The organism is Kitasatospora sp. P5_F3, from assembly GCF_054049135.1.
This window is the reverse complement of sequence record NZ_JBFUMY010000057.1, coordinates 35,296-41,408: the sequence shown is the minus strand read 5'-3', so window position 1 is coordinate 41,408 and position 6,113 is coordinate 35,296. Positions and strand designations below refer to the sequence as shown.

Here is a 6,113-nt window from a genome sequence, read left to right as displayed (position 1 = left end):
GCCCGGGGCCCCGCGGAAGCCGTCCCTGGGCATCGCGCCCCGGGTCCGCATCGGCGAGACGCTCTTGCGGTGCTCCACCTCGTTCTCGTCGTCGCTCGCGGCGGCGACAGCCCCGACCACGCCCCCGTACCTGATCGCGGCCGGGCTCCCGGGGCCGACCGGGCCCCGGCGCAGCGGGCGCGGCCCCGCCGCGTCGTACGCCGCGAACAGTTCGCCCAGACCGGGCGGGGCCTCCCGCCAGCCGGACGGCGCCGGGGCGGCCTGGCGGCGGCCGATCCGGACCGACTGCAGCCGGGGCAGGTCGGTGCGGCGCTGCAGGTCGGCGGTGGAGAGGCCGAGCCGGACGCCGGTCCAGTCCTCGCCGGTCCGCTGCGCCACCGAGGCCCGCAGCACCAGCTGCCCGCCGGGGTCGCCCTGACGGTGGCTCAGCCGATAGGTGGGCACCCAGCGAGCGCCGGGGACGCCGTACTCCAGTTCCAGGTCCACCGTGTCGGCGGCCGGTCCTTCGGCGGTCAGCGTGAGCAGGACGGTCGCGGCGCTCGTGGTCGGGGCGGCGTGCTCGGTGTCGGGGGCCGACTCCAGCCGGTCCTGGGCGATCTGCAGGGCGTGCTCGGCGAGCCGGCTCTGTTCGGCCAGCCGGGCCACGTCGGCCTGCAGGACGGTCAGCCGGGCGGCCACGAAGTCGGCCAGCTCCAGCCAGGCGTCGGCCGGGGTGCGGCGGTGCGGCTCGTCCCGGCGGCGCGGCGGCGGGACGGCGCGCAGCGCGGTCAGTTCGGCGATCCGCTCCTCGCCGCGGCGCTCGCGGGCCCGGGCGGCGTCGTACTCCTGCCGGGCCAGCTCGCAGGCGCGGCGCAGCTCCGGGGTCTGAGCGGGGGCCCGGAGTACGGCCGTGTACTCGACCCGGGCCTCGGTCACCCGCCAGCCCGCCCCCCGTACGGTGGCCCGGACCGACGATGGATCAAGCGCCGCCGGCAGCCCGGTCAGCCGGACCTGCCCGTCGGCCGGTACCGCCCCGCGCGCCCGCCGTCGGCAGAGCGCCCCGGTGGCGTACACCACCACCTCGTCCAGTACCGACTCCACTCGAACCCCTTCCGCGTGCCTGGTGAGCGTGGCTCAGTCTGCCGGGCCCGACTGACGGTGTCAGCGGTTTTGCGGTCCGCGCGTCGCCCGGACCCGGTCTTAGCTGGGCCGGGCGACGGATCGGACCTGACAACATCCGGATGGTGGCCGCCGTCGGAGCCTTTGGTGCGAGAAGATTGGGCCGACCCTGGCCCTACCGCCTTCAGGAGACGCACCCGTCATGCGCACAGTCGCCGTAGTCGGCACCGGACTGATCGGCACCTCCGCCGCGCTCGCCCTGACGGGCCGTGGGCTGCACGTGTACCTGGAGGACGCCGACCCGGACGCCGCCAGGACGGCGGAGTCGCTCGGGGCGGGCAGCACCGAGGTGCCGGACGGACCGGTGGATCTGGCGATCATCGCGGTGCCGCCCGCGTTGGTGGGGAAGGTGCTGGCGGACTGTCAGCGCCGGGGCCTGGCGCGCTGGTACACCGACGTGGCGAGTGTGAAGTCCGGGCCCGGGGTCGAGGTGGCCGCGCTCGGGTGCGACACCGTGAACTACATCGGCAGCCACCCGATGGCCGGCCGGGAGCGTTCGGGGCCGCTGGCGGCCCGGGCCGACCTGTTCGAGGGACGCCCATGGGTGCTCACGCCGACGGCGGACACCGACACCGAGACGCTGAACGCGGCGCTGGAACTGGTCGCACTCTGCGGCGCGATGCCGATCGTGATGGACGCCGCCGCCCACGACCGCGCCGTTGCGCTGGTCTCGCACGCGCCGCAGCTGTTCTCCTCGCTGGTCGCGGCCCGGCTGGAGCACGCGGACGAGACCGCCATAAGGCTGTCCGGCCAGGGCGTCCGTGATGTCACCCGGATCGCCGCCTCCAACCCCGCGATGTGGGTGGACATCCTGTCGGCCAACGCCGGCGTGGTGGCCGAGATCCTGGAGGAGCTGGCGGGCGACCTGACCGACACGGTCACCGCGCTCCGGGCCATGCAGGCCACCGACGAGGGCGAGCGACGGGCCGGGGCGGCCGGGATCGAGGCCGTGATGCGACGGGGCAACACCGGCCAGGCCCGGATCCCGGGCAAGCACGGCGCCCCGCCCACCCGGTACGAGACGGTCGCCGTGGTGCTGGGCGACCAGCCGGGCGAGCTGGGGCGCCTGTTCGGCGAGGTCGGCCAGCTCGGGGTGAACATCGAGGACGTGGTCATCGAGCACTCCTCCGGGCAGCAGGTCGGCTTCGTCCAGCTCGCGGTGGCGCCGTCGGCGGTCAAGCGGCTCACCGTCGCGCTGCGGTCCCAGGGCTGGAGCGTCCGGGACTGACCCGCCGTCAGGGGCCCGGCCTGTCTCAGAGCGAGCGGAGGAACTCCCGGACCGCCGCCGCGAAGCCGGCCGGGTCGGCGTCGTGGACGAAGTGGTCGGTCTCCAGCGTGACCAGCCGGGTGCCGGGGCGGCGCTCGACCATCGCGGTGGCCAGTTCCTCGGACATGCCCGTGAACTTGTTGCCGCGCACCAGCAGCGCCGGGCAGCTGCTGCCCAGCCAGTCGGCCCAGTGGTCGCCGCGCACCTGCTCCTCGGAGCTCACGGTGTCCGCCGGGTGGAACGGCAGCCGCCAGCCGCCGTACGGGAGTTCACGGAGCCGGTGGCCGACCATCGGGGCCAGCGGCCCGAGCGCGGTGACCAGCTCCTCCCGGGTCGGGGCCGTCCACGGCATCTTCAGGACGAAGGACAGCGGGCTCGGCCCGACCGGCAGCTCAGCCGCCCCCTCCTCGTTGACCATGGCGCTGACCAGCTCGGGGTGCCTGGCTGCCAGCTGGTACGCCGTGATGGCGCCGCCGGAGTGCCCGATCACCGGGATCGGCCCGAGGTCGAGGTGGTGCAGCAGCGCCACCAGGTCCTCCAGGTAACCCTCCCGGCTGTAGTCGGCGGTCCGGTCGGAGTCGCCGTGACCGCGCTGGTCCGGCGCGATCACCCGCCACTCCGGCCCGAGTGCCTGCGCCACGGCGGCGAAGTTGTGGCCCTCGGAGACGTGCCCGTGCAGGGCGAGCAGCGGCCGGCCCGGCCCGCCGAAGTCCAGGTAGGACAGGCGGCGGCCCGCGAGGTCCAGCTCGGTGCGGGCGGGGGCGGTGGTCTCGATCACGGTCATGGGCATGGTGTGGCTCCTCCTCGATCGGCCTCGGACGACTTCAACTCTAAGGGAGATACATACGTTTGTCCAAGACTCTTGTACAAGACCTCCGTCTAATACAAACGTATTGATTCTCGGGGGTTGGCCGGAGGAACAGGGCGGGGGCCAGCCGGAGGGGCGGGGGTGGGGTCAGCCGGCCGGATGGGCCTCGGCGCAGGTCGTGGAGTGGTCGGCCACCACCTCGCCGACCACCGGGACGGCCGCCACCTCCGGCGAGCAGACGGCGCTGGCGGTCAGACTCCAGCCGCCGGGAGCCTGGGCGATGTCCCCGACGGTGTTGTTGCTCGCGGCCTGGCCGGGGGTGGCGGCGCAGGTCAGGGCGGCGAGGGCGAGGGCGGCACCGGTGAGCATTCGGTTCATGGCCGGTCCAACGAGAGCGGGGCCCGGTGGTCACTCGGCCGGGACCACGGCGCGGGTCGACTAACCTTGGTGTAGTTCCTGCCCAGATTCAGTAGAGAGGTTCGTGCCGTGGACACTGCCGACCGAGCGAACACCCCGGTCGTCGTCGCCATCGACGGACCTTCCGGCTCCGGCAAGTCGACCGTCTCCCGGGCGGTCGCCGCCCGGCTCGGGCTGAGCTTCCTGGACACCGGCGCGATGTACCGCGCGATGACCTGGTGGATGCTGGCCAACGAGGTCGACGTCAACGACGCCGACGCGGTGGCCCTCGCCTGTGGCAAGCCGGTGATCGTCTCCGGTACGGACGCCGTCGGGCCGACCATCACGGTGGACGGCCAGGACGTCTCCGGACCGATCCGCGGCCAGCAGGTCACCTCGCAGGTCAGCGCGGTCGCTGCGGTCCCGCAGGTGCGGGCCCGGCTGGTCGAGCTGCAGCGCGGCTGCGCCGAGGTGGCCGAACGCGGCATCGTCGCCGAGGGCCGGGACATGGGCTCGGTGGTGTTCCCGGACGCCACCCTCAAGGTCTTCCTGACCGCCTCGGAGGCCGCGCGCGCCGAGCGCCGCGCCACCGAGCTGCGGGCCAAGGGCCTGGACGAGGCGACCATCACCGCGATGGCCGCCGACCTGGCCCGCCGGGACGCGGCCGACTCCTCCCGGGAGACCGCCCCGCTCACCCAGGCCGCCGACGCGGTACGGGTGGACACCAGCGAGCTGACGCTGGAGCAGGTGATCGACACCATCTCCGGCCTGGTCGAGCAGAAGGCCGGGCTCTCCGCGGTCTGACGACCGCTCACATTCTCGCGTCCGCCGGAACGAACCGGCGGCTCGCACCGCGCTGCCCCTTCGGGGCAGGTACGCACGGCGCATCCCTGGGAAGGGACGTGCCGGGAAAAGGAAGTACGGAAGCATGACGAACGACACCAACGGCGCGCTGGACGACGCCGACTACGCCGAGTTCCTGGCGCTGGCCGCCGAGGAGGGCTTCGAGGGCGAGGACCTCGACGGCCTGAACGAGGGCCCGATGCCGGTGCTGGCCGTGGTCGGCCGCCCCAACGTGGGCAAGTCGACCCTGGTGAACCGCATCATCGGCCGCCGCGAGGCGGTCGTCGAGGACAAGCCCGGCGTCACCCGGGACCGGGTCAGCTACGAGGCGACCTGGAACGGCCGCCGGTTCAAGGTGCTGGACACCGGTGGCTGGGAGATCGACGTCCTGGGCCTGGACGCGATGGTCGCCGCGCAGGCCGAGCTCGGCATCGAGACCGCCGACGCGGTGCTCTTCGTGGTGGACGCCAACGTCGGCGCCACCGACACCGACGAGGCCCTGATCAAGATCATCCGGAGGGCCGGCAAGCCCACCGTGCTGTGCGCCAACAAGGTGGACGGCCAGTCCACCGAGGTCGAGGCCACCTACCTCTGGTCGCTCGGCCTGGGCGAGCCGTACCCCGTCTCGGCCCTGCACGGCCGTGGCTCCGGCGACCTGCTGGACGCCGTGATGGCCGCGCTGCCCGACGCCCCGCCGCAGACCTTCGGCGTCCCGACCGGCGGCCCCCGCCGGGTGGCGCTGATCGGCCGGCCGAACGTCGGCAAGTCCAGCCTGCTGAACAAGGTCGCGGGCGAGGAGCGGGTGGTCGTCAACGAGCTGGCCGGCACCACCCGTGACCCGGTCGACGAGATGATCGAACTCGGCGGCAAGACCTGGAAGTTCGTCGACACCGCCGGTATCCGCCGCCGGGTGCACCTGACCGCGGGCGCGGACTTCTACGCCTCGCTGCGCACCTCCGCCGCGCTGGAGAAGGCCGAGGTCGCGGTGGTCCTGGTGGACGCCAGCGAGACCCTCGCCGAGCAGGACACCCGGATCATCACGATGGCCGTCGAGGCCGGCCGGGCCGTCGTGATCGCGTACAACAAGTGGGACCAGATCGACGAGGAGCGCCGCTATTACCTGGAGCGCGAGATCGAGAAGGATCTCGTCCAGGTCCAGTGGGCACCTCGGGTCAACGTCTCGGCGAAGACCGGCCGCCACATGGAGAAGCTCGTCCCGGCGATCGAGACCGCGCTGGCCGGCTGGGAGACCCGGATCTCCACCGCCCGGCTGAACGCCTTCCTCGGCGAGCTGGTGGCAGGCCACCCGCACCCGGTCCGGGGTGGCAAGCAGCCGCGCATCCTGTTCGGCACCCAGGCGGGCGTCAAGCCGCCGCGGTTCGTGCTGTTCGCCTCCGGCTTCCTGGAGGCGGGTTACCGCCGCTTCGTCGAGCGCCGCCTGCGGGAGGAGTTCGGGTTCGTCGGGACGCCGATCTCGGGGCCAGGCAATTGCCTGGCCCCTTCCGCATGTCTCAGTGCTGGGCCGGGGGCAGCGAGAGCATGCTGCGGTGGCGCCCGCCGACCGCCGGGGAGAGATAGCCGGTGGCCACCCAACCCTGGCCGGTGGCAGGGGTGTTGGACTGGGCCGGCATGAACTGCGGG

General features: G+C 73.4%; 6 protein-coding genes. 3 read left to right on the top strand and 3 right to left on the bottom strand.

Annotated elements, in window-relative coordinates:
* Nucleotides 1–1,080 (bottom strand): DUF4139 domain-containing protein (locus ACXJMZ_RS27595; RefSeq protein ID WP_457032752.1); only part of this gene is annotated, 1,080 nt, incomplete at its 3' end.
* Nucleotides 1,081–1,300: 220 nt separating this feature from the next.
* Here ACXJMZ_RS27595 and ACXJMZ_RS27590 point away from each other — a divergent pair.
* Nucleotides 1,301–2,386 (top strand): prephenate dehydrogenase, encoded by a 1,086-nt coding sequence (locus ACXJMZ_RS27590; RefSeq protein WP_457032751.1) that lies wholly within the window; start codon nucleotides 1,301–1,303, stop codon nucleotides 2,384–2,386.
* Between the two features lie 25 nt (nucleotides 2,387–2,411).
* On the opposite strand, the gene ACXJMZ_RS27585 is transcribed toward ACXJMZ_RS27590, so the two are convergent.
* Together ACXJMZ_RS27585 and ACXJMZ_RS27580 are read right to left on the bottom strand one after the other, a co-directional pair.
* The gene (locus ACXJMZ_RS27585; protein WP_457032750.1) at nucleotides 2,412–3,215 is read right to left on the bottom strand and encodes an alpha/beta fold hydrolase; all 804 of its coding nucleotides are present in this window, start codon (nucleotides 3,213–3,215) and stop codon (nucleotides 2,412–2,414) included.
* A gap of 165 nt (nucleotides 3,216–3,380) precedes the next feature.
* Nucleotides 3,381–3,611: a hypothetical protein gene (locus ACXJMZ_RS27580; protein ID WP_457032749.1), complete on the bottom strand. Its 231-nt coding sequence runs from the start codon at nucleotides 3,609–3,611 to the stop codon at nucleotides 3,381–3,383.
* Between the two features lie 108 nt (nucleotides 3,612–3,719).
* Between ACXJMZ_RS27580 and cmk the strand changes: the two genes are divergently transcribed.
* Nucleotides 3,720–4,433, top strand: coding sequence for a (d)CMP kinase (cmk, locus tag ACXJMZ_RS27575; protein WP_457032748.1), 714 nt, complete (start codon nucleotides 3,720–3,722; stop codon nucleotides 4,431–4,433).
* Between the two features lie 124 nt (nucleotides 4,434–4,557).
* Nucleotides 4,558–6,105, top strand: coding sequence for a ribosome biogenesis GTPase Der (der, locus tag ACXJMZ_RS27570; protein WP_457032747.1), 1,548 nt, complete (start codon nucleotides 4,558–4,560; stop codon nucleotides 6,103–6,105).
* Nucleotides 6,106–6,113 lie beyond the last annotated feature (8 nt).